The sequence below is a fragment of the Streptomyces sp. Q2 genome (assembly GCF_056820935.1).
This window is the reverse complement of sequence record NZ_JBXEJE010000023.1, coordinates 1-13,633: the sequence shown is the minus strand read 5'-3', so window position 1 is coordinate 13,633 and position 13,633 is coordinate 1. Positions and strand designations below refer to the sequence as shown.

Below are 13,633 nucleotides of genomic sequence, written 5' to 3'. Positions count from 1 at the left end.
CCCGTCCCAAGGGGCGCTGCCCCTTCAACCCCGGCCTTTGCGTCAGGGTCTGGGGGCCGAGCCCTCAGTAGTGCTCACAGCTGCACCGGGGCCCACAAAAGCGCACGCCAGCCGTAGGGTGGTCGCATGAACGATCGCATGGTGTGGATCGACTGCGAGATGACCGGCCTCTCGCTGTCCGACGACGCGCTCATCGAGGTAGCCGCCCTCGTCACCGACTCCGAGCTGAACATCCTCGGCGACGGTGTGGACATCGTCATCCGCCCGCCGGACCAGGCGCTGGAGACGATGCCGGAGGTGGTGCGTCAGATGCACACCGCGTCCGGACTCCTCACCGAGCTCTCCGGCGGCACGACGCTCGCGGACGCCGAGGCGCAGGTCCTGGCGTACGTACGCGAGCACGTGAAGGAACCGGGCAAGGCCCCCCTGTGCGGCAACTCCGTCGGCACGGACCGCGGGTTCCTGCTCAGGGACATGGCGGCCCTCGAGGGCTACCTCCACTACCGGATCGTCGACGTGTCCAGCATCAAGGAGCTGGCCCGCCGCTGGTACCCGCGCGCCTACTTCAACAGCCCGGAGAAGAACGGCAACCACCGCGCCCTCGCCGACATCCGGGAGTCCATCGCGGAACTGCGCTACTACCGCGAGGCCGTCTTCGTACCGCAGCCGGGGCCCGACTCGGACACCGCCAAGAAGATCGCCGCGAAATACGTCCTGCCTGGGCCGTAAACAAGTCGGGCGCGAGCACCCCTTCGGACCCTGTACACTTTTTCTCGGCCGGTCGGAGAGATCCGAACAGCCGACATGGTGGGTGTAGCTCAGCTGGTAGAGCACCTGGTTGTGGTCCAGGATGCCGCGGGTTCAAGTCCCGTCACTCACCCTGATTCTTCAGCCGGTGACCTTGGAGACAAGGCACCGGCTGAAGTCGTCTCTGAGTGCCTACGCTGAGCCGGTGCCCGAGACCCTCTCCACCCCCCGCCTCGACCTCCTCCCCCTGCGCGTCGAGCACGCCGCGGAGATGGCCGTCGTGCTCTCCGACCCGGCCCTGCACGCCTTCATCGGCGGCGCCCCCGACTCCCCCGACGCCCTGCGATCCCGCTACCTCCGGCTCGTCGCCGGCTCGCCGGATCCGGACGTCGCCTGGCACAACTGGGTGCTGCGGCCGCACGCGGAGGCCTGTCTCGTGGGCACGGTCCAGGCGACGGTCACGCGGGGACACACCGCCGAGATCGCGTGGGTGGTCGGCACACCGTGGCAGGGCCGCGGGTTCGCCTCGGAGGCGGTGCGGGCGCTGGTCGACGGGCTCGGGCGGTGGGGCGTACGAACGGTCGTCGCCCACATCCACCCCGCGCACCTCGCGTCGGCGGCGGTGGCCACGGCGGGCGGACTGACACCGACCGACGAGGAGCACGACGGGGAGCGGCGATGGCGGCTGGCGCTACGGAGCTGAAACCCCCCTCCGCCCACCACCCTCAGCTCGCCCGGCCCACTGCCACGTCGCCACACCAGCCCAACTCGCCTACGCCACCGACCCGTTCACGGGCAGCGCGGAAGACACGGAAGGCGCGGAAGGCTGGCTGCGGCCCGTCGAGCGGTGGGCGTATTGTCGGCTTATGAGCCGTTCGCGAGGTTGGGAGGCTCATGATGCGGTCGCGCCGAGGTCATCGGGGGCGACTGCTGACGTGGGTCATCATCGCGTTCAACCTGGCGATGCTGGTGTGGCTCGTGATCGCCCTGGACGCGGCGGGCGAGGGGAACGGGTCGTGCGTCGGAGAGCTGTGCCGGGAGGCCGACGATCCGAACAGCTCCGTGGGCGCCTGGCTGGTGATCCTCTTCTGGTTGACGGGTGCCGTGCTGCTGGGCGTGGTCTGGCTGGTCACGCACCGCACCCCCGAGCAGCCAGGTCGTCGACCCCGCCGGTGGCGGCACCGCTAGTACCTGACCGGACCGGCCGCCGGTCGGAACCGGTCCGCCGGTCGGGACCGGAGCAGTCCGCCCATCCGGACGATCCACCCAGTCCGGTCCGGTCCGGTCCACCCACTCGGGCCGATCCACCCGGTCGGGACCGGGCCAGTCCGCCCATCCGAACGATCCACCTGTCCGCGCCGATCCACCCGATCCGGTCCGGTCCGGTCCACCCACTCGGGCCGATCCACCCGGTCGGGGCCGGGCCAGTCCGCCGGTCCGGGCCAGTCCGCCGGTCCGGGCCGATCCACCCGGTCGGGCCGATCCACCTGTCCTGACCGGTCCGCCGGTCTGGGCCCGGCCTCGTCAGGAAGACCTCCGTGCCACCAGCTCCGTCGCCAGGACCACCTGCCGGCGCTCCAGTTCCCGGGTGATCGCGGGGCGGCGGTCAGCGATCTCCGTCAGCAGGAGGTCGATCATCCGGCGGCCCATCTCCTCGATGGGCTGGCGGACGCTCGTCAGCGGCGGGTCCATGTGGCGGGCGATGGCCGAGTCGTCGTAGCCGACTAGCGCCACCTCGTCGGGGATGCTGCGGCCCTTCTCGCGCAGGACCTGGCGGGCGCCGGCCGCCATCACGTCCGAGCCCGCGAAGACCGCGTCCAGGTCGGGGCGGCGAGTGAGCAGCTCGGTCATCGCGCGCCGGCCGCCCTCCTCGGTGAAGTCGCCCGGCTGGATGAGCTGCTCGTCCACCTCGTGGCCCGCGTCGAGCAGAGCGGCGCGGTAGCCGTCGACGCGGCGCTGGGCGCCGTACACGTCGAGGCGGCCGGTAATGTGGGCGACCGCCCGGCAGCCTCGGGCCAGCAGGTGCTCGACCGCCGAGCGGGCGCCGCCGAAGTTGTCGGAGTCGACCGAGGGGAGTGTCTCCCCGGCCGATCTCGGGCCGCTGATCACGGCCGGTATTTCCAGCTGGGAGAGCAGGTCGGGCAGCGGGTCGTCGGCGTGCACGGAGACCAGCAGGACGCCGTCGACCCGGTGGGCGGCGAGGTACTGGGCCAGGCGGGCCCGTTCCCGGTCGTTGCCCGCGAAGATCAGCAGCAGCTGCATCGGGGTGTCGGCCAGCTCGGCGCCGACACCCTTGAGCATGTCGGAGAAGTACGGCTCGGCGAAGAAGCGGGTCTCCGGCTCGGGGACGACGAGGGCGATCGCGTCGGTGCGGTTGGCGGCGAGGGCGCGCGCGGCCGTGTTGGGGACGTAGCCGAGCTCGGCCACGGCCGCCTCCACCGCGGCGCGGGTGGCGTCGCTGACCCGCGGCGAGCCGTTGATCACCCGGGAGACCGTGCCGCGGCCGACGCCGGCACGGGCTGCCACCTCTTCGAGGGTGGGCCGGCCACCGCTCCGGCTCCGCGCTCCGTGGCTTGCCATGGGCTTAGCCCTCCCGTCGACCCTTGCGTTGGCCTGGAATCTAACAGTCCTGCCGGAGGGGAGCCCGCGACTGGTCGGCTCCCGGGTTTCCGCAGGATGACGTGCGGGGGTGGCTGAAACGAGATCCCCTGGTTCCAGTTAACAGCCCGATAACTGAACGCATCTCTCCGGTCCTAGTCCCTTGACACCCCCGCTCGGACCGACGACGCTTCAACACATCACCGGTGGGAGCGCTCCCACGGTACCTGACACATACACATCCCGCACGTTCCCCGCCCGAGCCGCAGCTAGAACTAACGGGCCCAACAATGCAGTTGGCCGGGGGGTCGGCACGTCAGGGCAACAGGAGGACGCAATGCGAGCACGTACCCGAATAGCCCGCAAGACGATGGTCCTCGCGGCCGTCGCCGCGCTGGGCTCCGGGCTGCTGGCCGGCTGTGCCGACGACGGAGACGACGGCGGCGACGGCTCGTCTTCGGGCGAAGGCGGCGGCAAGACCACGATCACGCTGGGCCTCTTCGGCACCCAGGGCTTCAAGGAAGCCGGCCTCTACGCCGAGTACGAGAAGCTGAACCCGGACATCAAGATCGCCGAGAACGTCGTCGAGCGGAACGAGAACTACTACCCCGCTCTCGTCAACCACCTGACCACCAACAGCGGCCTGCAGGACATCCAGGCCGTCGAGGTCGGCAACATCGCCGAGGTGGTGAACACCCAGGCCGCGAAGCTGATGGACCTGTCCAAGGTGGACGGCGTCAAGTCGAGCAACTGGCTGGACTGGAAGTGGAAGCAGGCCACCACCAAGGACGGCCAGACCATAGGCGTCGGCACCGACGTCGGCCCGATGGCCATCTGCTACCGCAAGGACCTGTTCGAGCAGGCCGGTCTGCCCTCCGACCGCGAGGAAGTCGCCACGTCGTGGGCGGGCAGCTGGGAGAAGTTCGTCGAGGTCGGCAAGAAGTACCAGGCGAAGGCGCCCAAGGGCACCACCTTCCTGGACTCCCCCGGCGGCCTGCTGAACGCGATCGTCAGCGGTGAGAGCGAGAAGTTCTACGACGCCTCCGGCGAGGTCATCTACAAGACGAACCCGGCGATCAAGAAGGCCTTCAACCTGACGGCGCAGGCCGCCGAGGACGGGCTGATCGGCAATCAGACGCAGTTCCAGCCCGCCTGGGACACGACGATCGCCAACAGCAAGTTCGCCGCGATGTCCTGCCCGCCGTGGATGCTCGGCTACATCAAGGGCAAGTCGAAGCCCGAGGCGGCCGGCAAGTGGGACGTTGCCACCTCGCCCAAGCCCGGCAACTGGGGCGGCACCTTCCTCGCCGTGCCGAAGTCCGGGAAGAACGCCGACGAGGCCGCGAAGCTCGCCGCGTGGCTGACCGCGCCCGAGCAGCAGGCCAAGCTCTTCGCCAAGCAGGGCAGCTTCCCGAGCGCCCCGGCCGCGTACACCATGCCGCAGGTCACCGGCGCGAAGAACGACATGACCGGTGACGCCCCGATCGGCACGATCTTCGCCGAGGCCGCCAAGCAGATCCCCGCCCAGGTGATCGGCCCGAAGGACCAGATCATCCAGCAGGGTCTGACCGACAACGGCGTCATCCTGGTCACCCAGGGCAAGTCGGCCGAGGATGCCTGGGAGACGGCCACCAAGACCATCGACAACAACCTGGAGAAGTGACCGGTATGGCCACCCGGCACGACACCGCCGCGCTCCCCCTCAAGGAGGGGGGCGCGGCCCCGGGCCGCCCGCCCGCCGACGCCGTGCCCGAGGCGGACAAGCGCCGCCGGGCCCGGCTGTCCCGCCGCTGGCAGCGGGACATGCGCTGGAGCCCGTACGCGTTCGTCTCACCGTTCTTCCTGCTCTTCCTCGCGTTCGGCCTGTTCCCGCTGATCTACACCGGCTGGGCCTCGCTGCACACGGTGGAGATGACCGCGCCCACCGACATGGAGTGGGCGGGCCTGCGCAACTACACCCGGATCTTCGACGACGAGTTCTTCTGGAACGCCGCGAAGAACACCCTGACCATCGGCATCATCTCCACGGTTCCGCAGCTGATGATGGCGATGGGCATCGCCCACATCCTCAACTACAAGCTGCGCGCCTCGACCTTCTACCGGGTCATGATGCTCGCGCCGTACGCGACGTCGATCGCCGCCGCGTCCCTGGTGTTCGTGCTGCTCTTCGGCCGCGACTACGGCATGATCAACTGGGCGCTGGGCGCCGTCGGCATCGACAACATCGACTGGCAGAACGACAAGTGGGCCTCCCAGTTCGCGGTCTCGTCGATCGTGATCTGGCGCTGGACCGGCTACAACGCGCTGATCTACCTTGCCGCGATGCAGGCGATCCCGCAGGACCTGTACGAGTCGGCGGCCCTGGACGGGGCCAACCGCTGGCGGCAGTTCATCCACGTCACCCTGCCGTCGCTGCGCCCGACCATCCTGTTCACCTGTGTCGTGTCGACCATCGGTGCTTCCCAGCTGTTCGGCGAGCCGCTCCTGTTCGACGCGAACAAGGGCACCTCCGGCGGCTCCCAGCACCAGTTCCAGACCCTCGGCCTGTACCTGTACGAGCAGGGCTGGGTCAACCAGCACCTGGGCCGCGCCTCGGCGATCGCCTGGACGATGTTCCTGATCCTCATCGTGATCGGGATCGTCAACTACGTCATCTCGCGCCGGCTGCGCGCCAGTAGTTAGGAGAACCGGCCGTGACGACGACACTGACCCCGGTGGACACGACCGACCAGAAACAGCCCAAGGGCATACGACGGCCCAAGTCGGCCCGCGCGGGCGGGCAGATGCACGCCGGCCCGATCGCGTACGTCATCCTCGCCCTGTTCACCATCGGCTCGCTGTTCCCGCTGGTGTGGACGGCGATCGCCGCCTCGCGCGACACCCAGCGCCTGGCGCAGACGCCACCGCCGTTCTGGTTCGGCTCGAACCTCTTCGACAACCTCGAGATCGCCTGGAAGGACGCCAACCTGGGCGAGGCGTTCATCAACACCACGTTCGTGGCGGGGGTGTCGGCGGTGACCGTCGTGTTCCTGTCGACGATCGCCGGGTTCGCCTTCGCCAAGCTGCGCTTCAAGGGCCGGGGCGCGATGATGCTGATCGTGATCGGCACCATGATGGTGCCGCCGCAGCTCAGCGTGATCCCGCTGTACATGATGGTCGCCGAGCTGGGGTGGACCGACCAGCTGAAGGCCGTCATCTTCCCCTCGCTGGTGAGCGCCTTCGGCGTGTTCTTCATGCGGCAGTACCTGATCCAGGCGCTGCCGGACGAGATCATCGAGGCGGCCCGGGTGGACGGCGCGAGCAGCTGGCGGGTGGTGTGGCACGTGGTGTTCCCGGCCGCGCGGCCCGCGATGGCCGTCCTGGGCATGCTGATGTTCGTCCAGACGTGGAACGACTTCCTGTGGCCGTTCCTGGTCCTGACCCAGACCGGCAGCCCGACCGTCCAGGTCGCGGTCGCGGGACTCGGCCGGGGCTTCACGCCCGACCAGTCGCTGATCATGGCGGGCGCGCTGCTGGGCACTCTGCCGTTGCTGATCGTCTTCGCGATCTTCGGCAAGCAGATCGTGGGCGGCATCATGCAGGGCGCCGTCAAGGGCTGAGTCCTGCCCTGTTCACCCCTGCTTGCGGGGGCCGAGCCATCGCCGCCTCGGCCCCTTCTCTCCCTCCCTCTCCCCCTCCCCCCTCCACCTGTCGGTCTTCACGACCTCCTATGGGAGCGCTTCCATGCCTGATTCCGAAACGCCGGCGACCCCGGTGACCTTTCCCCCCGCCTTCCTCTGGGGCGCCGCGACCTCCGCCTACCAGATCGAGGGGGCGGTGCGGGAGGGCGGTCGTACGCCCTCCATCTGGGACACCTTCAGCCACACGCCGGGCAAGACGGCCGGCGGTGAGCACGGTGACACCGCTGTCGACCACTACCACCGCTACCGCGACGACGTGGCGTTGATGGCGGAGCTCGGCCTGACCTCGTACCGCTTCTCCATCTCCTGGCCGCGGGTGCAGCCGACGGGGCGGGGCCCGGCGGTCCAGGTCGGTCTGGACTTCTACCGCCGCCTGGTCGACGAGCTGCTCGCGCACGGCATCAAGCCGGCGGTCACCCTCTACCACTGGGACCTGCCGCAGGAGTTGGAGGACGCGGGCGGCTGGCCCGAGCGCGACACGGCGTACCGCTTCGCCGAGTACGCGCAGATCGTCGGCGAGGCGCTCGGCGACCGGGTCGAGCAGTGGATCACACTCAACGAGCCGTGGTGCAGCGCCTTTTTGGGCTACGCCTCCGGAGTGCACGCCCCCGGCCGTACGGACCCGGCGGCCTCCCTCAAGGCGGCGCACCACCTGAACCTGGCGCACGGCCTGGGCACCACGGCCCTGCGGTCCGCGATGCCGGCCCGCAACTCGGTGGCGGTGAGCCTCAACTCCTCGGTCGTCAGGCCCCTTTCGGCGGACCCGGCGGACCTGGCGGCGGTCCAAAGGATCGACGACCTGGCCAACGGCGTCTTCCACGGGCCGATGCTGCACGGCGCGTACCCGGAGACGCTGTACGCGGCGACGGAGCTGATCACGGACTGGTCGTACGTCCTGGACGGCGACCTGGCGGCCATCAACCAGCCGCTGGACGCGCTGGGCCTCAACTACTACACGCCGGCGCTGGTCTCGGCGACCGACCCGCACGCGAGCGGCCCGCGCGCCGACGGTCACGGCTCCAGCTCGCACTCGCCCTGGCCGGGGGCGGACGACGTCGCCTTCCACCAGACGCCGGGCGAGCGTACCGAGATGGGCTGGACGATCGACCCGACGGGCCTGCAGGACCTGATCATGCGCTACTCGCGCGAGGCTCCCGGCCTGCCGCTGTACATCACCGAGAACGGCGCGGCCTACGACGACAAGCCGGACCCCGACGGCCGCGTGCACGATCCCGAGCGGATCGCGTACCTCCACGGCCACCTGCGCGCGGTCCGCCGCGCCATCTCGGACGGCGCGGACGTCCGGGGCTACTACCTGTGGTCCCTGATGGACAACTTCGAGTGGGCGTACGGCTACGGCAAGCGCTTCGGTGCGGTGTACGTCGACTACGCGACGCTGGAGCGGACGCCGAAGTCCAGCGCCCACTGGTACGCCCGGGCGGCCCGCACGGGGGCGCTCCCGCCGGTGACGTCGCAGGACCTGCCGCCGCTGGCGGCAACGGACTAACACCCAGGGGGAAGCGGGGGACGGGGCGCGGCATCCGACGGGGTGTCGCGCCCCGATGTTCCTCAGCCCGGCAGCGCCGCCCCGATGCGCCTCAGCCCAGCACCGCCACGACCAGCGCCACGACGAGGGCCACGACGACCGCCGCGGCCACGGTGATCGCGGCGAAGTGGCGGACGCGTTCCCTGGTGGGACGGGAGGCGACCTCGATGCCGGTGCGGGAGGGGTAGACGTAGTAGTCGCGGTGCGGGTCGGCGTGCACCCTGACGACGGCCAGGGGGAGGTGGCGGAGGGTCGCTCGACGGGCCACTTCCCCCTTGTGCACGGCCAGTCGGGGCGTGACCAGCTTCCGGTGGGCGTCTTCGAGGTCGTCCGGGAGTTTGTCGGTGGCGTTTCTCAGCACGCTCTCGCGCCAGTCGCCCGCGTTGCCGGTCGGGCGCCGCAGGTCCAGCCGGCCGAGCTGTCTCTCCTTGTCGTGGTGAGGGGTGTGGTCCACGAAACCCTCCGTCCAGACCGTGAAGCGGCCGGTGCCCTGGCACTCCTGGTGGGTGACCCGCTTCGTGCCCTGACATGCCTCGCACTGCACATGTCCCGCCTTCTTGCAGACGGGGCAGTCCAGTTGGCGTCGGCCGCGGCACTTGGGGCAGGCCACGTCCGGGACCCGGCAGCGCGTGCAGGTGGCCCGCGCGGCCCGTTCCCCGGCGGTGGTGTGGGGGTGCCGGGACGCCGTGGTCCGGCGGGTGCGGGGGCGGCCGGTTCCCTCGCACTCCCAGCAGGCGTCGGGGCCGCCGTGGCAGGTGGCGCAGTCGACGAACCGGGGGCAGTCGCTGCGGCCGCGCCCGCCGCACGCCCCGCACTCGTTGGTGCCGCCGTGGCAGTCGCCGCACAGAACCTCGTCGAGCGTGCCCCGGCGCACCAGCAGCAGGCTGCTGGACCGCTCCGGGTCGGTCGGCGGGTCGACGCGGTACGCGCGGATGTCGGTGTACGTCGGACGGCCGGCGATGTCGCCCCGGCTGCCCGGCTCCCGCATCGGACGCTCGCCGCGGGTCTCGATGGACCGGACGATGCGGAAGTCGAGCAGGGACTGCCGGCTGAGGTCCGCCGTGCCGGGCGAGGTCAGCCGGGTGGCGATGCCGCGCCGGGCGACATGCGCCTCGACGGCCTGGAGCATCTCTTCGTCGGACGGTTCTCTGGCCACGGCCGCTCCCCCTGGTCGACGCTCCGACGATCAGGGTAGGGACGACCCGGTTGGCCAGCAAGAAGGCCAACCGGGTTGTCTCCGCACGCTCATGGCGTGGTCGAGCGCGGTTCCCGTACGACCATGACGTCTCCCGGCGCCACCGTCACCCGGCCGCCGTCGATCCGCTTGGCCGCGAGCAGTTCCGTCGCGTCCGGCGCCACGTCGACCTCCGCGCCCCGGTCACCGTGGTTGATCAGGAAGAGGTAGTCGGCCTCCGGGCCGCGCCGCAGTACCGCCTCCACCCCTTCGGGCGTCACCCGGACGGGCGTCACGCCCGCCTCCGCGCGGATGCGGTCCAGGAGGGCGGCCAGCGTCGACGGGTCCGGCAGGGTCGCCACGTACCAGGCCGTCCCGGTGCCGCAGCCGTGACGTGTCACCGCCGGGACGCCGGTGAGCTCGCCTTCGGTGTACGAGGTGATCGCCTCGGCGCCGGACAGGCGCACGCGCTCCGACCACAGCGACGCCGTGCCGCCGCCGCTCAGGCTCACCGACTCGCCCGGCAGCAGCGGGAACAGCTCGTCCGTGCGCACGCCGAGCGCGTCCCGGAACGCCCCCGGGTAACCGCCCAGCCGTATATGGCAGTTCTCGTCGACGGCCCCGCTGTGGAAGCCGACCGCCAGCGTGCCGCCGTTCTGCGCGAAACGGGTCAGGTTCGCCGCGCCGTCGTCGTCGACGAGGTAGAGGTTCGGGGCGAGCACCAGGCGGTACGACGACAGGTCGGCGTCCGGGCGTACGAAGTCCACGGCGACGCCCGCGCGCCACAGGGGCTCGTACCAGGCGCGGACGAGGTCCAGGTAGCGGACCTGCTCGCTCGGCTGGGAGGGGAGTTCCAGGGCCCAGCGGGCGTTCCAGTCCCAGACGACGGCCACGGAGGCCGTGCCCGTGCTGCCGCGCACCTCGGCCAGTGCCTTGAGGTCGGCGCCGAGCGCGACCACGTCCCGCCAGATCTGACTGTCCGTGCCCGCGTGCGGCAGCATCGCCGAGTGCCACTGTTCGGCGCCCGCCTTGGCGGCCCGCCACTGGAAGTAGGCGATGCCGTCGGCGCCGTGCGCCACATGGGCGAGGGCGTTGCGCCGCAACTCCCCCGCCGTCTTGGCCCGGTTGACCGGCTGCCAGTTGACCGCGCCGGTCGAGTGCTCCATCAGCAGCCAGGGCCGCCCGCCCGCCAGGGAGCGGACCAGGTCGCCGCTGAGGGCGATGTCGATCTCCGACTCCGGGTCGGTGGAGCGGAGGTAGTGGTCGTTGGAGACGACGTCGAGTTCCGGGGCCCAGCGCCAGTAGTCCAGCGCGTCGAAGGCGTACATCACCATGAAGTTGGTGGTGGCCGGTGTGCCGGGGGCGGCTTCTCGCAGGACGGCCCGCTCCGCCTGGTACAGCGACAGCAGTTCGTCGCTGCAGAAGCGGCGCCAGTCCAGCTGGTGGGTCGGGTTGGGGACGGCACCGGTGGCGCGGGGCGGGATGATCTCGTCCCAGTCGTAGTACCGCTGGCTCCAGAAGGTGGTGCCCCAGGCGTCGTTCAGCGCGTCGAGGTTCTCGTACCTCGCCCGCAGCCAGACCCGGAACGCCGCCGCGCTGGTGTCGCAATAGCACTCCGCGTTGTGGCAGCCGTACTCGTTGTGGACGTGCCACATCACGACGGCCGGGTGGTCGGCGTACCGCGCGGCCAGTTCCCCCGCGATGCGCAGGGCGGCCTCGCGGTAGGCGGGGCTGGACGGGCAGAACGTCTGACGGCTGCCGTACGACAGTCCGCGGCCGTCCCGGTCCACCGGCAGGGCGTCCGGGTGCGCGCGGAAGAACCACGCCGGTGGGGCCGCCGTCGGCGTCGCCAGGTCGGCGGCGATGCCGTTCTCGTGGAGCAGGTCCAGGATCCGGTCCAGGAGCGTGAAGTCGTACACGCCCTCGGAGGGTTCGAGCAGCGCCCAGGAGAAGATGCCGACGCTGACCATGGTGACGCCGGCCTCGCGCATGAGGCGTACGTCCTCGGCCCAGACCTCCTCGGGCCACTGCTCAGGGTTGTAGTCGCCGCCGTAGGCGATACCCGGAACGTTCAAGGTGCTCACAGGGAGCCTCCCGTGAGGAGCCGACGGGTGGTCTCGACGCCCCACTGGTCCAGCGACAGCAGCCGGTCGCTGGAGGCCATCAGGCCGCCCGTCGCCTCCACGTGCGCCGCCCACCGCTCCCGGGTCTCGACCGCGGGGCGGGCCATCAGACAGTCGGGGTCGTTGATCCAGAGGCGGCCGTGCTGCCACTGGCGGCCGGCGCCGGTGAACTCCGCGGGGTCCTGGCCGGGTTGGGAGTAGTCGCCGGCCTCGGGGCGGCGGTGCGGGGCCGTGTCGGGGCTGACCCGCATCGCGTCGAACAGGCCGAGGGAGGGGAGCAGGGGCGCGCCGCAGCCCAGCAGGTAGGCGTCCTCACCGATCGCGTCACGGATCAGCCGGATGCCCTCGCGGTACGCCTGGAGGGCGTCCTGCGATCCGTGCCGTACGCCGTCCAGGGCGCCCGCGTACAGGAAGTCGACCTTGAAGTACTCGTAGCCTTCCGCCCGCAGGGTCGTGAAGACCGAGGTCAGGTACGCCGCCGCGGCCGGGTGGGTGGTGTCGAGGATGCTCAGGTCGTGGCCCCAGTTGCGGCCCGCGTGCGCGAAGCCGCCGTCGGCGTCCCGGACCAGCCAGTCGGGGTGCTCGGCGGCCAGGTCGCTCGCCGGGTCGACGAGGAAGGGTGCCGTCCAGATGCCGGCCCGGCGGCCCCGGGCGCGGATCGCGTCGGCGATCCCCGCACGGGAGCGGAAGCGGCCGGAGAGCGTGAGCCAGTCGCCGAGGGCCTTCTGGTAGCCGTCGTCGATCTGGACGACGTCGATGGGCAGGTCGAGGGTGTCCATCGCGCGGAGGTTCTCGTGGATGTCGTCCTCGGTGACGGCGGTGAAGTACTCGTACCAGGAGCACCAGACCGTGGGGGCCGGGCGCGGGCGCGCGAGCCCGAGACCGGCCGCCCAGTCCGCCAGCGTCGACTGGATGTCCGTACCCGTGAACTCCTTCACCGGGCCGTCGGCGCTGATCCCCGCCGTGCCGCCCTCGACGACCAGACGGATCGACGGGACCTCGTGCAGCGGTTCCGCCGCCGCCCACAGCCGGACCGGCGATCCGTCGCCCGGGTCGAGCGCCAGCAGGCCCTCGCCCTGGAAGGTGCCCTCGGGGACGGTGACGCCCGGTCGGTAGCAGACCGTCGCCCAGTTGTGGTTCGTCGGGCGGTACGGCGTCGCGTCGAGGGCGTAGGCGCCGCTGGGGCTCCAGGACTGCCAGCCCTCCTCGTGGACACGCGCGGCGCGCGTGTCCACGGGCACGGAGGCGACCGGGGTGAAGGGGTTGTGCACGGGGTTCTCTTTCGAAGGCGGGCGTCAGCCCTTGTTGGCGCCCAGGGTGAGGCCGCTGACGAACTGGCGTTGGAGTGCGAAGTAGACGATCAGGGTGGGGATGGCGGTGAGCAGGGCGCCGGCGGCGACCAGGTTGGGGTCGGTGAAGTACTGGCCGGAGAGGTTGTTCAGCGCCGAGGTGATCGGCATGTTCTCGCCGGTGGAGATCAGGACGAGGGCCCAGAAGAAGTCGTTGTAGATCCAGATGGACAGCAGCGTGGCCAGGGCGGCCATGGCGGGCTTGCACAGGGGCAGCACGATCTGCCAGTACAGGCGCCACACCGAGGCGCCGTCGACGAGGGCGGCCTCGGTCAGCTCGTGCGGCAGTGAGCGCATGTAGTTGCTGAGCACGAAGGTGCAGAAGCCGGCCTGGAACGCGACGTGGATGAGGACCAGGCCGAGTGCGGAGTCGTACAGCTTGCCGCTCATGGTGATGCCGGGCAGGTCGATGAGCA

At 70.7% G+C, this 13,633-nt stretch carries 12 protein-coding genes and 1 tRNA gene; 8 read left to right on the top strand and 5 right to left on the bottom strand.

Annotation, left to right across the window (positions count from 1 at the left end; all coding sequences use genetic code 11):
• Positions 1 to 126: 126 nt before the first annotated feature.
• From orn to ACWBNA_RS25350, 4 genes are all read left to right on the top strand, one after another.
• The gene (gene orn, locus ACWBNA_RS25365) at positions 127 to 729 is read left to right on the top strand and encodes an oligoribonuclease (protein WP_482706811.1); all 603 of its coding nucleotides are present in this window, start codon (positions 127 to 129) and stop codon (positions 727 to 729) included.
• Between the two features lie 78 nt (positions 730 to 807).
• Positions 808 to 880, top strand: a tRNA-His gene (locus tag ACWBNA_RS25360).
• 72 nt (positions 881 to 952) lie between these two features.
• Entirely contained in the window at positions 953 to 1,450 is a 498-nt protein-coding gene (locus tag ACWBNA_RS25355; protein ID WP_482706810.1) for a GNAT family N-acetyltransferase, read from the top strand.
• A 191-nt stretch (positions 1,451 to 1,641) separates the two neighbouring features.
• Positions 1,642 to 1,935: a hypothetical protein gene (locus ACWBNA_RS25350; protein ID WP_482706809.1), complete on the top strand. Its 294-nt coding sequence runs from the start codon at positions 1,642 to 1,644 to the stop codon at positions 1,933 to 1,935.
• 336 nt (positions 1,936 to 2,271) lie between these two features.
• Here the strand turns inward: ACWBNA_RS25350 and ACWBNA_RS25345 are convergent, their stop codons facing one another.
• The gene (locus tag ACWBNA_RS25345; protein WP_482706808.1) at positions 2,272 to 3,327 is read right to left on the bottom strand and encodes a LacI family DNA-binding transcriptional regulator; all 1,056 of its coding nucleotides are present in this window, start codon (positions 3,325 to 3,327) and stop codon (positions 2,272 to 2,274) included.
• Between the two features lie 355 nt (positions 3,328 to 3,682).
• Here ACWBNA_RS25345 and ACWBNA_RS25340 point away from each other — a divergent pair, with 355 nt between their 5' ends.
• The 4 genes from ACWBNA_RS25340 (at position 3,683) to ACWBNA_RS25325 (ending at position 8,532) form a co-directional block, all read left to right on the top strand.
• On the top strand, positions 3,683 to 5,008 hold the full coding sequence (locus ACWBNA_RS25340; RefSeq protein ID WP_482706807.1) for an ABC transporter substrate-binding protein: 1,326 nt from the start codon (positions 3,683 to 3,685) through the stop codon (positions 5,006 to 5,008).
• A 5-nt stretch (positions 5,009 to 5,013) separates the two neighbouring features.
• The gene (locus tag ACWBNA_RS25335) at positions 5,014 to 6,027 is read left to right on the top strand and encodes a carbohydrate ABC transporter permease (protein WP_482706928.1); all 1,014 of its coding nucleotides are present in this window, start codon (positions 5,014 to 5,016) and stop codon (positions 6,025 to 6,027) included.
• Positions 6,028 to 6,038: 11 nt separating this feature from the next.
• Positions 6,039 to 6,944 carry a carbohydrate ABC transporter permease gene (locus tag ACWBNA_RS25330; RefSeq protein WP_482706806.1) on the top strand — a complete coding sequence of 302 codons (906 nt, stop codon included), beginning with the start codon at positions 6,039 to 6,041 and terminating at the stop codon, positions 6,942 to 6,944.
• Between the two features lie 124 nt (positions 6,945 to 7,068).
• Positions 7,069 to 8,532: a GH1 family beta-glucosidase gene (locus tag ACWBNA_RS25325; RefSeq protein ID WP_482706805.1), complete on the top strand. Its 1,464-nt coding sequence runs from the start codon at positions 7,069 to 7,071 to the stop codon at positions 8,530 to 8,532.
• Positions 8,533 to 8,623: 91 nt separating this feature from the next.
• Here the strand turns inward: ACWBNA_RS25325 and ACWBNA_RS25320 are convergent, their stop codons facing one another.
• The 4 genes from ACWBNA_RS25320 to ACWBNA_RS25305 form a co-directional block, all read right to left on the bottom strand.
• Positions 8,624 to 9,727 (bottom strand): hypothetical protein, encoded by a 1,104-nt coding sequence (locus tag ACWBNA_RS25320; protein ID WP_482706804.1) that lies wholly within the window; start codon positions 9,725 to 9,727, stop codon positions 8,624 to 8,626.
• Positions 9,728 to 9,816: 89 nt separating this feature from the next.
• Entirely contained in the window at positions 9,817 to 11,829 is a 2,013-nt protein-coding gene (locus ACWBNA_RS25315; protein WP_482706803.1) for a beta-galactosidase, read from the bottom strand.
• Entirely contained in the window at positions 11,826 to 13,139 is a 1,314-nt protein-coding gene (locus ACWBNA_RS25310) for a glycoside hydrolase family 36 protein (protein WP_482706802.1), read from the bottom strand. The genes ACWBNA_RS25315 and ACWBNA_RS25310 overlap by 4 nt, the downstream gene beginning before the upstream one ends.
• A gap of 24 nt (positions 13,140 to 13,163) precedes the next feature.
• On the bottom strand, positions 13,164 to 13,633 hold a 470-nt coding region (locus ACWBNA_RS25305; RefSeq protein ID WP_482706801.1), incomplete at its 5' end, for a carbohydrate ABC transporter permease.

Bases quoted from the DNA above. Each gene is read 5' to 3' on its own strand.
- orn (WP_482706811.1), top strand. From the start codon at position 127: ATGAACGATCGCATGGTGTGGATCGACTGCGAGATGACCGGCCTCTCG.
- ACWBNA_RS25350 (WP_482706809.1), top strand. From the start codon at position 1,642: ATGATGCGGTCGCGCCGAGGTCATCGGGGGCGACTGCTGACGTGGGTC.
- ACWBNA_RS25345 (WP_482706808.1), bottom strand. From the start codon at position 3,327: ATGGCAAGCCACGGAGCGCGGAGCCGGAGCGGTGGCCGGCCCACCCTC.
- ACWBNA_RS25340 (WP_482706807.1), top strand. From the start codon at position 3,683: ATGCGAGCACGTACCCGAATAGCCCGCAAGACGATGGTCCTCGCGGCC.
- ACWBNA_RS25335 (WP_482706928.1), top strand. From the start codon at position 5,014: ATGGCCACCCGGCACGACACCGCCGCGCTCCCCCTCAAGGAGGGGGGC.
- ACWBNA_RS25325 (WP_482706805.1), top strand. From the start codon at position 7,069: ATGCCTGATTCCGAAACGCCGGCGACCCCGGTGACCTTTCCCCCCGCC.